Genomic DNA, 16,296 nt, shown 5'->3' with positions numbered 1-16,296 from the left:
GCTTTAACTGGCATCAATGCTCTAACATCTGATCGACTGGGCAACAAAATTTTAGAATTTCTTCACTTCAACCCTTAAACGCAACATAGCTGTCTGTGACCATGGGTGGACCATCATGGACCAAAAATTGGCCATCTTTAATGACCAGCTCAAGCAACCGATTACCTTCCCTGTCCACAATGGCAATGTAGCCAGGACAGTTAAAATCAAAGCAAATTGGGTCTATAAATAATGACCTACCTATATCTACTGCTGCAGTGGCAATGGAACCACGGGCACCCTTTTCATTAATGGATGCCTTGATCTTCTGAACTATGTGCAGTTGATCATCCGACTGTGTACCTAACTTTGATAAATCCTGTGCTTTTATGGAGGTTCCTAATACCTGATTAATTTTATCCAGTAACTCAGTATTACAACTGTTCGTTATGTCAATTTTGGGTAGTTTTAGCTCAACCTCCATTTCAACATTTTTTAGCTTGTCAATCAGATGATTAATCGTTTCAGAATTCAGGTTGTTAATTGCTGTCGCACTGCTTTTGCGTGGTTTTATCGCCACTAATTTAAGATCTTCTCCATTTGCAGATCGGAATTCTTTGGCAATGGCCGCAAAGTTTCCGTCAGTAGCCACGTTAAGAACTTCAGTTTTACACATCATAAGGACGTTATTAATAAAAGTTCCATCTGCACACTGAAATAGCCCCTTTTCCGTGTCATCTTCAGAAAATCTTTCATCCCAGTCAATCTGGAAATTCATCACACTGCCTAAAGCCGCTTCAACTTTGTGCCGCTGAGATTCAGTAAGATGACCAAAAACCGTATCAATTTCTCCTTCGGTCTTATCATGAACAAAAGAATCTATGGTGTCGGCAAGGTTCTTGCCGTTGTTATTATTGTCCAGCTTTTTGGTTTTATAATATTTTGACAGTGACTGTTCATACTGCTCATTATCGTAGCAAAAGGTAGACCCAATAAAGTTAGTGATACGGATTGACTGATCAGAGTCAGGATCGTTAGAGTGTTTTACGGCACATTTACCGAGTTCTGTATGAATCTTATCTTTCAGGTCTTGAGTTAAGGAACCCGGGGAGATGCCAAGAGCCGATGCCACGATGGTGTCGTCTGTCATACTCAACAGAGCCATGCCCAGAGCCTGAAGCAGGCTGACAAGAGAGAGTGCCTTACTTTTATTGCCTTTAATGTCCAAGAGTTCAAGGGATAATTTATCCACCATTGTTTTAACAATATCAGAGGCCGATAAAGTGGCCGGGGACGCTGTGTCTGGCAGATTTGTTCTCTGGAATAACGCTGACATCCCTGGGTCAAAAGGTATGGCATCCATAGTATTCTCTCCAATGCTTGATAAAAATTATTTAGCGAGGACAAACTCGCTGCCTCCATGCTTTGTGGCAAGGGATTGTCTTGTTAATCAGCCGCAAGTGACGGAAAACTGTAATGATTTACAGTATTGATCTGATAAATGGATATTCAGAGTTGCCGACCTGGATATTATTAAGACATTTTGTGTGGATAATAGTTCCCTGGACGGTCACAATCTTTGGTCTATTCTCGGTCCCCAGAGCCCTGCGCCAGCACCACATGCACAAGCTGAGCATACCAATCGCAAATTTCATGCAGGGTGAATTGTTGACCGATATCGGCAATGGCTTCTTTGAGACTTTTGTTAATAAATCCGGAGGTGATTAATCTCCGGTTTTGCATTGTATTTATTTATTCACGAAGTAACTTATCACGCAGTGCTTTCCAAGCCTTGAATGTAACCTTTACTTTAACAGGTTCTAATCTCTCCCAAACGTCAACAAAGTTTTTATGTTCTTCTTCATCAATTAATTCAAATACTTTTTGTCTAACCTTATTTGCGGTATCCACAGTATCAACAGTGATAGATAACTCATAATCATAAAATAACTTAACGCTGGAAATATTCAGCTCTCCACTCGGGTTAAGCCCATGTTGTATTAATGTACTCACATCATTAACAGCTTGAAAAGGTTCAGGAGTTGATAACCTGTTTAATGTAGAGGTATTAACGTCATCATCATAATCCGACTGATCATCATGCCACGGATCAACATCTTTCCAACCTTCAGGGATAGTGATCACAGGCGAACCATCAGGCACCAAAAAGCTGTCATCCTTAATGACCATCTCAAGCAACCGATTACCTTTGCTGCCTACAATGGCTATATAGCTGGGGCAGTCAATATTAAAGGTGTTTTCGCCCCCCCTTGAAGCCGCTGTTGCAGCAGTGGCAATTGTGCTGTCAGCACCCTGTTCGTCAACGGATACTTTGATTTTCTGCACCATCCGCAGATTATAAGTGGGTGATGGGTTTAACCTGGACAAATCCTGAGCGGTTATGGATGTTCCCAGGGCATCTGTAATTTTTTCCAGTAGTTCAGTATCACCACCTTTCTTAACTTCTATAACTGGAAGATCCAGCGTAATCTCCGTTTTATTTTCATCCAAATTGCCAATCAGATGGTTAATGGTTTCAGAATCAAGTTTGTTAATCGCTGTCGCACTGGTCTTGTTCGGTGTTATCGCGACCAATTTAAGATCTTCCCCATTTTCCGATCGGAAATCTTTGGCAATGGCAGTAAACACTTTATTGCGAGCAAAGTGTAAATTTTCTTTTATACGCATCTTCCTGACGTTTTTCATAGTTCCATTTGCGCACAGAAAACGGCACGAAGCCTCACTATTCAGGGGAAAAGCTTCCCTCCAGACACCTCGGATTTCCATCACATTACCTAATACCAATGAAATCTGGTTCCGCTCATATTCAGTAAGATCATCAAACAACTGTTTAATTTTTCCTTTGGTTTTCTCTTTAACAAAAGTATCTGCGGCGTCCGCTACTTTCTCTTTATCAATTTCCAACGTTTGGGTTTGATAACATTCAGACAGTATCCGGTCAAGATACTGATCCGTGGTAACAGAGGCTGTACCAACAAAGTTAGCGGCAGAGATGATCTTGCCAGTTTCATCATAAGGGCGGTCTTTGCTGAATTCACCAAGCTTTTGATGGATTTCCATCTCCAGCTCTTCAGTTAAGGAGCCCGGGGGGATTTTCAGGAGCAATTCCTTCTTGGCGTTATCTTTCATACAGGCCAGAACCATGCCCAGAACCGGTGCCAGGCTGGCAGAAGACACTACCCTGCTTTTTTTGTCGGTAATACTCAGGATCGCAAACGATACGGTATCCATCAGTTTTTCAACGATATCAGAGGCCGATAAATCGCTCCGGGAGGATGTGTCCGGCGGAGTTAATGGCTCCAATGGCACTGATCGTGTTGGGCCTGACGATATTGGTCCCATAATATTCTCTCCATTTGATAATAATTAATGAGTCAGAAAATACGATTTCATTTGGTTAACTACTTACTGATGATTGACAGTATCCGGTCACGTATTGCCATCCGCTGTGCCTCTGTTATTAATGCCGCCCGTTCCCATTGTGGCGGTATCTCTGTCCGAAGTTCCGCCAGAAGCTGTTGGGCTTCCGTCTGTTTGTGGGATATGCCCTCAAGCCACTGTAACCAACGCAGATCAAGGGTCGCTTCATGCAAATCAAGAAAACGGCGATGAATGTCCAGAACTTCCGGACACCGGCTGGCAGATGGGTAGATATACATAACATCCCCCTCCCGACCATCGATGGGATCAAATGGGTCGGCAGTCGGCATACGGCCATGCCATTGTAAATAGCCCTCAGCACCGGATCGCCAGAGATACAGGCCAGCTGCTAACCGGGGTTTGGGCATGTTGTATAGCCAGACCGTGCTGTTTTCCTGCCAATCGTCAATATTTTCTTCGGTCACTTCGGTGCCGTGGTTGATCAGGAGAAGATCCGTTACTTCGGCAAGTTCAGCCTGATGGTCATGGTTCAAATGGCCAGCCGTTTTCAATGGCAGAGCGTTATCGGTTAGCACTCTGACGGTGTTCTTTATTTGCGAAAAGTGATCATTGGCGGGCTCGTCAAAAATTGACCAGTAAATGTCAGGGAGATTCTGGTTCTCTGATAACTGTTGCAGCTGTTTTAAGTCCGCTATTGCCTTTGTTTCGCCCTTCTGACTTAACAGGCGTTTCAGCGGTGCGTAAGCCAGAATCTTGCCGTTGAAGCCAAAGCGCATTAGTTGTTGCAGTTGCTGAATAAACGTCTGTCGTCCGGTCTCGGTGCCAGGTGTTGCCAATGCCGGGGCAACCGTGCTGAAACCGTGGGAAGCCAGCAGGGAAAGATCGCAGGAGGTGGCATTGGCACTCTGTCCTGCCAGTGCCTTGAACCACTGATAGTAAGGTGGCGGTTCCAGATAGAGGCCTACAGGGGTTTCCAGTTCTGGCAGCACGGTCGGAAGTACCCGTACTTTATAATGCAGCAACCGCAGTTCACCGCCGCTGAACAGCTGAATCATACCAGCGTAGTCGCCAGCACGTGCTTCAGCGGGAACTTCCACCTGAACATAGAGACGTCTGGGCCTTTTGCTGGAGAGACGAAGGCTTGCCATATCGGCACGGAGATAGCTGTCATCCAGTATCAGTGACGTGGCATTGGGTGTTGGTCTTTCATAGCGCCAGTGCCCATAGCGGGTGATGACGGTTAAGGGCTCTCCATCCGACGATTTGGGCGGGGAGACTACAACCGCAGGTGCAACATCATCCATCGGGCTGGCTATTTCAAAGGTCAGGTTCAGCAGGCTGTTTCTGGCTGCCAGATAAAAAGTGTCATCATCTTTTACCTGCTGGCTGATATCTGCCAGTGACAGTGAGTCTGGCGGGGTGTATGGCTCAGTCGCTACAGGCCATTGATTTAGCAGGCGTTCCTGTCGTTTTTTCTGGGTGGCCTGGGCAAAGGTACCTTTAATAGGTTCCAGAACCAGAGCCGCCAGGTATCTGGCGTCATAGTCACCGGTCAGATCGATAGTCAACATCCCGTTGATGACACCAATGTTTTTGCTGATAAAGTGACTTCGGCGTTCACCAACCAACGCCCACAAGTCCCCATCGATACCGCCTTCTTTTTTCCTGCCAGCCAGATAAACGTCATTGATCCACTGCTCTTGAGTAAACTTCTCATCAACGATGGTGGTGCCATTGGCGATGATTTGCCGTTTAAGAAAGTGAGGCAGGTATTCCCATTCCCCTTGATCCTGTGTCCACAGGCTGAGTTTCCATAATCCATCAGACCAGGGGATCTGCAGGCTGGTAACCCCGGCAATACCATCCCGAATCAGTGCATCACCGGAAGTACGAACCCGTTCGGTGATTTTGCCTTGCAGGTATGAGCTGTTTTTGCCAATGGATTCAAAGCCGGGGAAAGCCGCACTGTCGCCTGAGCCAAAATCCAGCGCCAGGGTGTTTTCGGGCAGACTGGCGGCGGAGCTGATATGGATTTTTTCCAGCTCGATGCCCGCCCACATATCGGCACTGAACACAAACAGTTTGGTGTATGGCTGTGTAAACGGTTGTCCGCCGGATGTTTTCAGCCCTGAGAGGGGCAGTACCACGGCAAACGGACCGGGTGAGAGCGTGAACTCCTGGTTGACCCTGGACCGGTAATCTGCGGAGTTTTCATTATCAATCCGCACAATCAGGATTTGCTGTTTGTCTGAGCCATTATTACCACTGATGATCAGCTCAGATCCATTTTTAAAGTCGGACTGCTGGAAGGTGTGGATAAAGGGAGGGGATTCCGCTTCACTCAGCAGCAGGTTTTCATCATTTGCCGAAGAGAAAGGACTGCTAAGGCTTAAAATACAGGCAGCTGATGCAAACCATTGTCTGGTCGTTCTGCCAGTTAACCTTGCTTTCGGCCATATTAACTTTCGAAGCATGTACTCAATGGCCTGTTCCATGATCCTTTCAGCTGCCTCACAGTTGTTTGGGGGTAGCCTTAATATCGACGGAAAGAAGACAGTTTAAAGAATCTGAAATGGAGGGGGAGACAGGCGCTAATCCAGAGATCAGCGCCAGTGGTCAGATTGGCAGAGTCAGGCCAGGGCACCCAGAAAATTCTTCAGGGTAATAATAATGATCACCAGAACCATCAGGGAAAAATCCAGCCCGCCAAGGGGTGGGATCACTTTGCGTATACGGCTGGTGAGTGGCTCGGTAATCTGGAACAGCAGCATCAGTCCAGGGTTATAGCTGTTCGGCGCTACCCAGCTGGCGATGGCAATAATGATCAGACTGAACATATAAATATTCAGAAACTCGATGCCCAGTTTAATCAGGCTGCTGATCAGGACGCTGGGGAAAGGAATGGTCGCCGGAGAGAAACCGCCTATCAACAGCAGTACATAGAGCAGTGTGATCTGAAGTATCAGCGCCAGAACCAGAGAGGCCATGTCCACACCGCCATAACCGGGAATTATCTTGCGGATGGGGTTGAGCAGTGGCGATGTGGCTTTCACGATAGCTTGAGAAATCGGGTTATAGAAGTCGGCTCGAACCAGCTGAAGCAGGAAGCGAATCAACACAGCCATGATATACAAACCGCCCAGGGTCTGGATCAGGAAGCTGAGACTCGAAGAAAGTGCAGACATAGAGTGTATTGGTTACCCTTTGGTCAAAATAATTTAATAATCTTTGCGCATATTACCGCTTTCCATCGCCCGTCAACAGAATCAGTCTTGCAGCGTTTCTGCCAGTTCTATCGACCGGTTGACGGCAGCATTCATCGCCTGTGCCACCAGCTCAGGCAACCCCTGTTCCTGAAACGTTTTTATGGCCTGTTCCGTGGTTCCGTTGGGAGAGGTAATGCGACGACGAAGCTCGGCGACATCAACATCACTTTCCGTTGCCATCCTGGCAGCCCCCAGGGCCGTTTGCAGGGTCAGCTGTCTTGAGGTTTCTGTATCAAGGCCAAGGCGAACACCGACCTGTTCCATAATTTCCATCAGCAGGAAATAGTAGGCCGGGCCACTGCCGGAAACGGCAATGACCGCATCAATTAACGACTCATGGTCGACCCATCTGGCAATACCAATGGCATTAAAAATATCATCGGTCAGCGCTTTTTGGGCAGTACTGACGTTTTTGTTAGCAAACAAACCGCTGGCACCGCATTGCAGCGCAGAAGGTGTGTTTGGCATGCTGCGCACGATCGAAAGGTGCTCGCCTCCCCAGTTCTGCAGACTTTCCATGGTAATGCCGGCAGCGACGGAGATAACCAGGGCATCCGGTTTTATGGACGGGCTTAAGTCGGTCAGAACCGCTTTCATCACCTGTGGCTTCACACAAAGCATAATGATGTCCGCCTGGCTGACGGCCTGGTGGTTATCCACGGTGGTGGCAATATTAAATTTTTCACGGATATCGGACAATGTTTCTGCCGTTCTGGCGGAAGCAATCAACTGGTAGGTTGGCCAGCCATTATTGATCAGGCCACCGATAATACTGCTGGCCATATTGCCAGCACCGATAAAAGCAATGGTTGATTCATTCATGCGTTGCTGTCCCTTTCAGGCGCTTGATGGGCAGAGGTTCTGGAGCCAAACAGTGCAGTACCAATACGGACCATGGTTGAACCTTCCTGAATCGCTGCCTCAAGATCATCCGTCATGCCCATGGACAGGGTGTCCATCGTCAGTGAGAACTCGGTATTCAGGGAATGTAACGCATTGGTCAGTGCCCGGAAAGGCTCGCGCTGTCGGTCAGGGTCGGTTTCCGGGGCGGGAAGAGCCATCAGGCCACGCAGCTTCAGGTGGGGTAAACGGGCAATGGAGGTTACCAGCGCTGGCAGCTCATGCAGGCGGATCCCGGATTTTGACGCTTCGCCGCTGATATTCACTTGCAGGCAGATATTTAACGGGGGGAGCTCCCGAGGACGTTGATCATTCAGCCTTTGCGCGATTTTCAGCCGGTCAACACTGTGAACCCAGTCAAAGTGGCTGCTGATATCCCGGGTTTTGTTGGACTGGATTGGACCGATGAAATGCCAGTGGATATCCACAAGGTCACTGAGCTCATCCATTTTGCCCAGGGCTTCCTGAAGGTAGTTTTCGCCAAAATGCTTTTGACCCAGATGCCATGCTTCACGCACCATAGAGGCAGGTTTGGTTTTGCTGACTGCCAGCAGTTGCACTTGCCCGTTGCGATTGCAGGCTTGCTCAGCTTGATGAATTCGGTCATAAACCCGTTGAAATCGGTTTTGTAATAAGGTCATCAGGTTGTACATTACCGGGTAAATAATAAATTGGCAGGAAGATTGTCCGGGAATAGCGCTATTCCCTGACAATCTCATAGTTTACCTGCTTCCTGGTGTAAGGGGGATAATAAATGGATATTACTGAGCTATTGGCGTTCAGCTATAAACAGGGGGCTTCGGATCTGCATCTGTCGGCAGGACTTCCGCCAATTATTCGAATCGACGGTGATGTTCGCCGTATCAATCTGCCGCCCATGGAGCAGAAAGAAGTTCATGGTTTGATCTATGACATCATGAACGACAAACAGCGTAAAGATCTGGAAGAGCACCTGGAAGCGGACTTCTCGTTTGAAGTACCGGGCGTTGCCCGTTTCCGTGTCAATGCTTTCAATCAAAACCGGGGAGCGGGGGCGGTGTTCCGGGCTATTCCCAGTAAAGTACTGACCATGGATGACCTGGGCATGGGACAGGTATTTAAAACCATTGCGGATAAACCCCGGGGGTTAGTGCTGGTGACTGGCCCTACCGGCTCTGGCAAGAGCACCACGCTGGCGGCCATGATGGATTACATTAATGACACCAAATATCAGCATATCCTGACCATCGAAGACCCCATTGAATTTATCCACACCCCGAAAAAGTGTCTGGTTAACCAGCGGGAAGTGCATCGGGATACTCATAGCTTCAGCAATGCCCTGCGCTCTGCGTTGCGTGAAGATCCCGATATTATTCTGGTTGGTGAGATGCGTGACCTGGAAACGATTCGTCTGGCGATGACCGCTGCGGAAACCGGTCACCTGGTGTTCGGTACGTTGCACACCACCTCGGCGGCAAAAACCATTGACCGTATCGTCGATGTATTTCCGGCGGAAGAGAAGTCCATGGTGCGTTCAATGCTCTCGGAATCACTCCAGGCTGTGATCTCGCAAACACTTTTGAAGAAAAACGGTGGAGGCCGGGTAGCTGCCCATGAGATTATGCTTGGCACGCCAGGTATTCGAAACCTGATTCGCGAAGATAAAGTTGCCCAGATGTACTCGGCCATTCAGACCGGCGGTGGACTTGGCATGCAAACACTGGATCAGTGCCTGACGAACCTGATGAAAAAGGGACTGATCTCTCGTGATGTGGCCCGTGAAAAGGCCAAGGACCGTGACGCATTCTAGGAGCCTGTCCGAGAATAGCGCCCGTAGCGAGGATGGCAGAAAATTGAGGATAAAAATTCCGTTTTGTGAGGTGAATAGCGGGGCTATTTGCCGAACAAAACGGAATTTTTAGACCAATTTGCTGCCACCGCAGTAGGGCAGTCTATTCTCGGGCAGGCTCCTAGGTCTTTCAGATCACCGTTTGCCGGGAGTGAGCACCGGGCTGTCTTTTAACGTCAATGTGATGATAAATGGATATTGAAAAATTATTAAAACTGGTTGCCGTAAAAAAAGCATCGGATCTGTTTATCACTGCCGGCTATCCTCCCAGTGTCAAGCTTGACGGACGTTTGATACCTGTCAACAAGACACCGTTGACGGCCGCAGAAGCAAAAGATTTTGTGCTTGGGGTAATGGATGAGAAGCAGCGCCTGGAGTTTGAGCTGAAGCATGAGTGTAACTTTGCCATTGCCAAAATGGGTATTGGCCGGTTCCGGGTCAGTGCTTTTCAGCAGAGAAACCAGTCAGGGATGGTTTTGCGCCGAATTGAAGAGAAAATACCCGGTTTTGAACAGTTGAAACTTCCACCTATCCTGAAAGACCTGACCATGGTCAAACGAGGGCTGGTTATCCTGGTGGGCGCTACCAGCACGGGGAAGTCGACAACCCTGGCGGCGATGCTTGGCTATCGTAATGAAAACGACACAGGTCATATCATCAGCATTGAAGACCCCATTGAATTTATCCATCAACACAAAAGGTGCATTGTAACCCAGCGGGAAGTGGGGATTGATACCAAGTCTTATGAAGTCGCGCTGAAAAATACCCTGCGTCAGGCTCCTGATGTCATTATGATTGGTGAAATTCGCAGTCAGGATACCATGCAATATGCCCTGAACTTCGCAGAAACCGGCCATCTGTGCCTGGCAACGCTGCATGCCAATAATGCCAACCAGGCATTGGATCGCATTCTTCACTTTTTCCCTCCGGAACATCATCACCAGGTGTGGATGGATCTTTCCCTGAATCTGAAGGGCATTGTCGCCCAGCAGCTGGTTCCTTCTCTGGATGGTAAAGGGCGGCTTCCGGCCATAGAAGTGTTACTGAATACCCCCCTGGCCCAGGATATGATTCGCAAAGGGGATGTTCATGCACTGAAAGAGTTAATGAAAAAATCCCGGGAGCTGGGCATGCAAACTTTCGATCAGGCATTATTTGATCTCTACAACCTTGGCGAGGTCAGCTATGAAGACGCCATCCGGCATGCTGATTCTGCAAACGACTTGCGTCTGATGATTAAGCTGGGTTCAGAAGTAGATGAGAGTTATCTTACCCAGCGTTCCGGTAAATTGACCTTGCAGATGGAAGAAGCCTAGGAGGCTGACCGAGAATAGACTGCCCTACGCGGTAACTGCTCCTGCGTTGCTCTAGCTCCTGCATCCATGCAGTCGTGCGGTGGCAGCAAATTGGTCTAAAAAGTCGGAAATTTTTAGCAAATAGAACCACTATTCGCTAAAAATTTCCGACTTTTTATCCTCAATTTTCTGCCATCCTCGCTACGGGCGCTATTCTCGGTCAGCCTCCTAGAAACGTCGGCTCTTGATCCCGAGAACCTTGCCCATGCCTTCTTTACACAGGGCAAGTTCCAGGGAGCTGCGAATCACCTGCGCATTGTCGTGCTTCATTAAATCCGACAATATCATTTTTGCACGATCCATACCGATGCGTCTTAACACCCATTTTACTTTTAACAGATTCACGGCGCTCATCGACAGCATATCGAAGCCCATGGCCATTAACAGTACCGCTGCCGCAGGGTCACCTGCCATTTCACCGCAGATGCTGACGGTCTTTCCTTCCTGATGGGCATCGTCCGCAACCTTCTGCAAGGCATGCAGTACGGCGGGGTGAAAGGAGTGATAAAGGTCAGATACCCGGGGGTTGTTGCGGTCTACGGCCAGCAGGTATTGAATAAGGTCATTTGATCCGATGGAAAGAAAGTCGACACGTTGTGCAAGGTCCTTGACCATATAAACGGCAGCGGGCACTTCCACCATCACACCCACCGGTGGCATGGAGACTGGCAGGCCTTCAGCAAGCACTTCCGCATGGGCCCGGTGAATGAGGTGTTGCGCTTCCTCGACTTCAAAAATACTGGATACCATCGGCAGCATAATCCGGAGATTATCCAGCCCCACGCTGGCTTTTAACATGGCCCGGACCTGCACCAGAAAAATTTCCGGATGATCCAGTGTTACCCGAATCCCCCGCCAGCCAAGGAAAGGGTTATCTTCCTTGATGGGGAAATAACTCAGCGACTTATCACCGCCAATATCCAGGGTTCTCATGGTCACGGGGCGTGGCGCAAAAGCTTCAAGCTGGTGCCGGTAGATCTTTTCCTGTTCGGATTCACTGGGAAAGCGATCCCGAACCATAAAAGGGACTTCTGTCCGATACAGACCAACACCTTCAGCTCCTCTGTCCAGTGAGCGGATGGTATCGGTCATCAGTCCGGTGTTGACCCAGAGCGGAATACGGTAATTATCCGGGGTCTCACAGGGCAGATCTCTGATGGCTTCCAATCCCTTACTGAACTGATTTTCCTCTTCCAGCACTTCGGTGTAATAATCCAGCAGCTCCTGGGCCGGAGAGGAGTAAATCAGGCCAAGATTACCATCCACAATCAGCTTTTTACCGGACAGCTTATGGAAAGGCAGATCAACCACCCCCATGACGGTAGGCACGCCTAAAGCGCGGGCAAGAATAGCCACATGGGAGTTACTGGAACCTTGCTTGGAAACCAGACCCGCCAGTGACTCCTGTGGCACCTCGCCCAGCATAACCGGAGAAAGCTCCTCACTGATCAGAATGGTATTCGCCGGGTATTCAACCCTCGCATGCTCTCCCTGCTGGAGATGAGAAAGTACTCTGCGCCCCAGGTCCCTGACGTCGGCAGCCCGTTCACGGAGATAATGATCGTCCATCATTTCGAAATTGCGGATATGCTCTTCGATCACCTGTCTCAAGGCACCCTGTGCCCAGGATCCACCCCGAATCCGCTCTCTTATCTCCTGCCCAAGGGCCCGGTCATCCAGCATTCTCAGATAAACATCAAAGAGTGCATGTTCCTCGGCAGGTAAACGGTCAGACAATCGTTCAGCGGTGTCTTTCATTTCTTTTCGCACCGCAGCCAGTGCATCGTCAAGCAAGGCGAGTTCCAGATCTATATCCTTGCAGGTACGCTCAGGTACTGCACCAAGATCGGCCGGAGGCGTAATCACCACCGCCTCACCAATGGCTACCCCTGTGGCGCCGGCACTCCCCTGAAAGCGAGCAATTCGTTTTGTGCGGGTGGGCGTGGAGACATTATTGATCGAGCCGGTTGCCTGGGCATGGGCAATAACCCCTGCCAATTGGGCCGACATGGTGACCAGAAACGCTTCTTCATGTTCATCAAAACGTCGCTGCTCAACCTGCTGAACCACCAGCACACCCAGCGTATTACGGTGATGGATAATGGGGACACCGAGAAAAGAGGTGAATCGCTCTTCTCCGGTTTCACGGATATAGTGAAATTTCGGGTGAGAAGCGGCATCTTCGAGGTTTATGGGCTCTTCCCGCAGCCCCACCTGCCCAACAAGACCTTCAGAATGAAAGAGAGTCACCTGTCCGACCGCGGAAGGGTTCAAACCCTCTGAAGCCATCAGCGTATAAGAGGTGCTCTCAGAATCGTATAGATAGACCGAGCACACCTCGGTGTTCATGGCACCACGAACCCGCTGCACAATAATCTGCAGTGCCACCTGTAGATCAGAGGCAGAACTGACTTCCTGTACGATATTGCGCAGGGTGTTTAGCATGTCTATCACGTATCCGGTCTGATAAGTAGTTGGCCAAATGGAATCGTATATTTCTGGCTAAGTGGGCAGTTGCTATGCAAGGCGCAACGTAGGGAGCATAGCCGTAGCTATGTGACCGGAGTTGCAACGCCGCAGAGTGACTGACAACTTAGTCAGAAATATATGATTTCATTTGGTTAACTACTTAATACTTGCTGCAACTACTTTAACAGTACAATAGCAATCCATGGCAAATTATATTGCCTGTTAACATCTTTCCTGTTATTGCAGCCCACAGGTTTAAAGAAATATCCATTGGGCCCGGGAGGCTGGACGGAAGCTTAAGTCCGACAGGCTCATGGCAACCTGTCACCCCCCTCTGGACTGTAACTTCCCAATTCTGGGTACCAACTCTTTCAGCGCCCGCCTGTAGACTTCCCGTTTAAAAGAAACCACCTGACCAAGAGGGTACCAGTAACTCACCCAGCGCCAGCCATCAAATTCCGGAGACCTCGTGTGGTCAACCCGAATACGGTCATCATTGCTCAGCAGCTGCAGCAAAAACCATTTCTGCTTCTGCCCGATGCACAGCGGTTGCTGATCCCGTCGGACGAGACGTCTCGGTAGACGATAACGTAACCAACCCCGGGTGCAGCCAAGGATTTCTACATCTTCAGGATGAAGACCTATCTCCTCAAACAGCTCTCTGTACATGGCATCTTCCGGCGTCTCCCCATCATTGATACCACCCTGGGGAAATTGCCAGGCATCCTGCCTGATCCGCCGAGCCCACAATAACTGACCGTGATGATTCGCCAGGATAATGCCTACATTTGGCCTGAATCCATCGATGTCAATCACGTATATGGCTACCTTAGAGCCACCATCCTATGGTACGAATACCCTCCCACTTCCAGGAACATAATCATAACCCCACACTAAAACGGGGCATGAAGCTGACTGTTCAAAGAACAACAGGATTTAGACGCAATCACTTGTCGGTGGCCACTTAAACTATTACTTATCACGCATTGTTTCACAAACGGATACAATACAGCAAACCTTCAGGGTGAATGGCGATTGGAACTATCAAACTCATTGACATGACGTACCAGAAGGCTGTTCGAAAATATCCGGTATAGACTGCACTACTACACGGATGCAGAATCCAGAGGTAACAAGGGGGCCTTTGTTACAGAGGTCCGTTTCTTCCCGAACAGCCGTTTGTCTTCCATTGATTGTGAGTAAAGCCGGTTATACCAGTCATTTGCTGAACGACTGAATTCAGGGTCCACGTCGTCCTGGAAAGCGCGCATGGCGATGGTTATATACTGGTAGGTCTTGTCGGCTAAAGCTCTTGAGCCATCAAAGCAATTCATATAGTAATGAATAGAGTCCAGATACTCACCTTTTCTGAAAAAGATAAACCCCAGTTGCTTATTTATGGCCATGAAGTACGTGTGTTCATTTGCATATTCATGCACAGACAACTGCTGGAACAGAGTGTCGATGGCCAGATCCAGCTGATTCAACCGGGTTAATGCTATCGCTACATTAAGGTTGAAATGATAATTCAGCTTTTTACACTCCAAAGCAAAATTCAAGGCACAAGTCCAAGACGCAAACCAATTAGGATCTCCTGGCTTCAGGCTCGCAGCCAGGGATTCCAGATCTTTCCATCGGGTAATGGCCCATTTCATCTGATCTGGCACCAGATACTCTGTGTAAGTCTGTGAAGCTTCTAAGGAAGACATAGATGAATAATAGAGTGGAAAGATAAAATTAGAGATCTCTACTTTATTTTTTCTTGTCTTTGGCTGCAGGTAATTGAACCAGCAAACAGCATTGGTTACAAATTGTTTGTCATCACACATTCTAATAGTTTGCTTCATTGCGGAATGTATAAATGAGTAAATATAATTAGGGACATCCATCGTGCCTACAAAGCCATGCATATAATATTTTATGGAAGTGACGTAGCTCTGTTCTTTATAAAATAAGAATCCTAACTGTTTATTAACACCCAAAAGATATCTCTGATCATTAGACTTAGCCAGCTGATCAAGCAAAATCTCTTTTGCCCGGTCCATATACTTGAGTCTTGTTAAAGCTTTCGCCACATTTAAATTGTAGTGATAGTCCTCCTCAGAGCACTGCAAGGCAAAATCAAGGGCGTTCTGCCACGCTTTAGCCCATTGACTGCTCCCTCCTTTCTGAGACTTTGCATACCTTTCCAATAAGCCCCAATGGGAAATCAGGATTTTTTTTCTTAAAAAAGCCGGAAGTTGTTGAGAACTGTGTACATCCGCCGCCGATGACTCCAAATGTGCAGCGGTAATTACTTCTTCACCACGGTTGGTCGAAGCGACAGATTCACTTGCATGAGGTGTCTGGGGAGGTGCAAGATCCTGTGTTTTTACAGGGTCAGCACTTGCTTCTGCTTCCAGTGGCCAGAAGTTCGGAAAACTGACTGCTCCAGATTGCTCACCGATACTCAGGTTTTCCATCAAATAAACAGGAGCTGATGCAACATGATCTCCCGATGGGGTGGGTTTGCTTAAATAACCATCCACCGTTTCAGGCCCTGTGTTGGATACCTGCCTTTGCTTCCATAAATGGCTAAAGCTATTATCCACTGTTTGAACATAAGGCTCTGCAAACGGCTGTGGTATCATGCAGGTAGTTGGCAGAAACACAGAAGAGAGGCTCTCTCTTTGCTGATCCACCAGACAAGTTGTAACAGGCGTAGATGGAGAAAACCCGGTCACCGGCACCGCATGAGTCTGTTGGCCTTGCAGGGCATTTAAATGACTCAGAGGAGTCGAATAATGGGCTGGCTTCGGAGCTAAACGCCCTCCATTCTCATCAAGCAGGTTAAACAGATCTTCCTTAATCCTATATCCCGGATCTTGACTATTCGCATTAGCCAGATAATTTGTTCTTGCTTCAGGGGGGCAGTTTGATACTTGACGTTGGCCAAAAACAGCTGAATCAGTCTGAACGGTTTTGCGGTGATCATAATAATTCATCAGGCCAAATGGCGTACCCGGTAATACACCACTATTTCTTTCCATAACAAAACTCAATCGATAAAAAACTATTAGACAGTCTTGGTAATAAAAAATTCAAAAAACTTAATATT

At 48.2% G+C, this 16,296-nt stretch carries 11 protein-coding genes; 2 read left to right on the top strand and 9 right to left on the bottom strand.

Going from position 1 to position 16,296, the window contains the following annotated elements; genetic code table 11:
• Window positions 1-67: 67 nt before the first annotated feature.
• The 6 genes from ACO6VE_RS18220 to ACO6VE_RS18195 all read right to left on the bottom strand — a co-directional run bounded on the left by ACO6VE_RS18220 (window position 68) and on the right by ACO6VE_RS18195 (window position 8,200).
• Window positions 68-1,342, bottom strand: coding sequence for a serpin family protein (locus ACO6VE_RS18220; protein ID WP_422462736.1), 1,275 nt, complete (start codon window positions 1,340-1,342; stop codon window positions 68-70).
• Window positions 1,343-1,731: 389 nt separating this feature from the next.
• Window positions 1,732-3,231, bottom strand: coding sequence for a serpin family protein (locus ACO6VE_RS18215; protein ID WP_422462734.1), 1,500 nt, complete (start codon window positions 3,229-3,231; stop codon window positions 1,732-1,734).
• Window positions 3,232-3,401: 170 nt separating this feature from the next.
• The gene (locus ACO6VE_RS18210; protein ID WP_422462732.1) at window positions 3,402-5,876 is read right to left on the bottom strand and encodes a hypothetical protein; all 2,475 of its coding nucleotides are present in this window, start codon (window positions 5,874-5,876) and stop codon (window positions 3,402-3,404) included.
• A 135-nt stretch (window positions 5,877-6,011) separates the two neighbouring features.
• Window positions 6,012-6,566 carry a YggT family protein gene (locus ACO6VE_RS18205; protein ID WP_422449745.1) on the bottom strand — a complete coding sequence of 185 codons (555 nt, stop codon included), beginning with the start codon at window positions 6,564-6,566 and terminating at the stop codon, window positions 6,012-6,014.
• An 81-nt stretch (window positions 6,567-6,647) separates the two neighbouring features.
• Window positions 6,648-7,469, bottom strand: a complete 822-nt coding sequence (gene proC, locus ACO6VE_RS18200; protein ID WP_422449746.1) for a pyrroline-5-carboxylate reductase — start codon at window positions 7,467-7,469, stop codon at window positions 6,648-6,650.
• Window positions 7,466-8,200, bottom strand: a complete 735-nt coding sequence (locus ACO6VE_RS18195; RefSeq protein ID WP_422450539.1) for a YggS family pyridoxal phosphate-dependent enzyme — start codon at window positions 8,198-8,200, stop codon at window positions 7,466-7,468. The genes proC and ACO6VE_RS18195 overlap by 4 nt, the downstream gene beginning before the upstream one ends.
• Window positions 8,201-8,301: 101 nt before the next feature.
• On the opposite strand from ACO6VE_RS18195, the gene ACO6VE_RS18190 reads away from it, so the two are divergent.
• Both ACO6VE_RS18190 and ACO6VE_RS18185 read left to right on the top strand, forming a co-directional pair.
• Window positions 8,302-9,336, top strand: a complete 1,035-nt coding sequence (locus ACO6VE_RS18190; RefSeq protein WP_422462730.1) for a type IV pilus twitching motility protein PilT — start codon at window positions 8,302-8,304, stop codon at window positions 9,334-9,336.
• 230 nt (window positions 9,337-9,566) lie between these two features.
• Window positions 9,567-10,691, top strand: coding sequence for a PilT/PilU family type 4a pilus ATPase (locus tag ACO6VE_RS18185; protein ID WP_422462728.1), 1,125 nt, complete (start codon window positions 9,567-9,569; stop codon window positions 10,689-10,691).
• A 207-nt stretch (window positions 10,692-10,898) separates the two neighbouring features.
• Here ACO6VE_RS18185 and ptsP read toward each other — a convergent pair whose 3' ends face one another.
• The 3 genes from ptsP to ACO6VE_RS18170 form a co-directional block, all read right to left on the bottom strand.
• Window positions 10,899-13,175, bottom strand: coding sequence for a phosphoenolpyruvate--protein phosphotransferase (gene ptsP / locus ACO6VE_RS18180; protein ID WP_422462726.1), 2,277 nt, complete (start codon window positions 13,173-13,175; stop codon window positions 10,899-10,901).
• Window positions 13,176-13,523: 348 nt separating this feature from the next.
• Window positions 13,524-14,015, bottom strand: coding sequence for an RNA pyrophosphohydrolase (gene rppH, locus ACO6VE_RS18175; RefSeq protein ID WP_101744739.1), 492 nt, complete (start codon window positions 14,013-14,015; stop codon window positions 13,524-13,526).
• Between the two features lie 290 nt (window positions 14,016-14,305).
• Complete coding sequence (locus ACO6VE_RS18170) at window positions 14,306-16,228, bottom strand: hypothetical protein (protein WP_422449749.1); 1,923 nt, start codon at window positions 16,226-16,228, stop codon at window positions 14,306-14,308.
• Window positions 16,229-16,296 lie beyond the last annotated feature (68 nt).

The sequence above is a fragment of the Endozoicomonas sp. ALB115 genome (genome assembly GCF_049310245.1).
Lineage (GTDB): Bacteria > Pseudomonadota > Gammaproteobacteria > Pseudomonadales > Endozoicomonadaceae > Endozoicomonas.
The sequence above is the reverse complement of the archived record's forward strand: the minus strand, read 5'-3'. Positions and strand labels throughout refer to the sequence as shown.